The sequence below is a fragment of the Arthrobacter sp. ZGTC131 genome, assembly GCF_002929275.1.
Lineage (GTDB): Bacteria > Actinomycetota > Actinomycetes > Actinomycetales > Micrococcaceae > Arthrobacter.
Genome location: NZ_PJIK01000046.1, coordinates 1 through 1,505 on the forward strand (window position 1 = coordinate 1; position 1,505 = coordinate 1,505).

Here is a 1,505-nt window from a genome sequence, read left to right on the forward strand (position 1 = left end):
TGGGGGAACCATCCGGTGACGGCGGGACGGAGGTTTTGGTACACGTGTTTGATTTCCTGGTACTCGGCCATTCCGGTCGGGCCAAGCTCCCGACCGGTGCCGGACTGCTTCATTCCGCCCCATTCGGCCTGGGGCAGGTAGGGGTGGAAGTCGTTGATCCAGATGGTGCCGTGCCGCAAACGGGCGGCCACCCGTTGGGACCGTCCGGCGTCCTGGCTCCACACGGCCCCGGCCAGGCCGTAGATCGTGTCGTTGGCGAGGGCGATGGCTTCGTCCTCGTCGGTGAAGGTTTCCACGGTGACGACCGGGCCGAAGGCCTCTTCCGTCAGGACCGTCATGCCGCTGTGGACGTTGTCCAGAACGGTGGGGAGGTAGTAGTAGCCGCCGGCCAGTTCATCCGTTCCCCATCGTCCACCGCAGCGCAGGCGCGCGCCCTCTGACAGACCTGCTTCCACATAGGCTGTTACCTTGTCGCGGTGTGCTGCCGAGATCAGAGGCCCGGCGTCAACATCGGCGTCGAAGGGCCCGCCGAGGCGGATGTTCTGGGCGCGGCGCACCAGCTCGGCAACAAAGGCCTCTGCGATGGATTCCTCCACAATCAGGCGCGCGCCGGCGGAGCAGACCTGGCCGGAATGGACGAAGGCGCCGTTGAGGGCATTGTCCACGGCGGCATCGAAGTCGGCGTCTGCGAAGACGACGTTGGGGTTTTTTCCTCCCAGCTCCAGCGCTACCTTCTTCACGGTGTCTGCCGCCTGCACAGCGATCTGCTTGCCCGTGGTCAGGCCGCCGGTGAATGAGATCAGGTCCACGTCCGGGTGGCTTGCCAGGGGTGCTCCGACGACGGCCCCTGGCCCGAGGACGAGGTTCGCCACTCCCGGCGGCAGGCCTACTTCGTCCAGGACCTGCATCAGCAGTATCGCCGTGTGCGGGGTGAGCTCTGCGGGCTTGAGGATGAAGGTGTTCCCGGCGGCCAGGGCCGGCGCTACCTTCCATGCTGCCTGCAGCAGGGGATAGTTCCAGGGTGTGATCAGGCCGCATACTCCGACCGGTTCGTGGACGATTCTGCTGACGACGTCGGGGTTTCCGGCGTCGACGACCCGTCCCGCCTGCTGGCCTGCGAGTTTCCCGAAGTAGGTGAAGCAGGCGGCGACGTCGTCCATGTCTATTTCTGATTCCACCAGGCGCTTGCCCGTGTCCAGGGACTCTGCCCGGGCGAATTCGTCTCTGCGCTCCCTCAGGCGACGTGCAACGGCGAGGAGGAGGTCTCCGCGCTCAGGCTCGGGCACGGAGGACCAGAGACCCGCCTCGTGGGCGGCTTTGGCCGCCTGGATCGCGGAGACGGTGTCGGCTTCTCCGGCCTCAGCAACGAGCCCGACTACAGACCCGTCGGCCGGGCAGCTGATCATCCGGGTCTTTCCGGACTGTGCCCCGACCCACCGGCCTCTGATGAACAGGGTTTCCGCTCCGGCAGGGGTTCCTTCGGCTGCTAAAAGCTCAGGTTCGGC

Annotated in this window: 1 protein-coding gene; it reads right to left on the reverse strand. The window is 66.2% G+C overall.

What is annotated here, in order from left to right; all coding sequences use genetic code 11:
* The coding region (locus CXQ90_RS21610) for an aldehyde dehydrogenase family protein (RefSeq protein ID WP_258064705.1) at window positions 1-1,454 on the reverse strand (1,454 nt) is incomplete at its 3' end.
* Window positions 1,455-1,505: the final 51 nt, after the last annotated feature.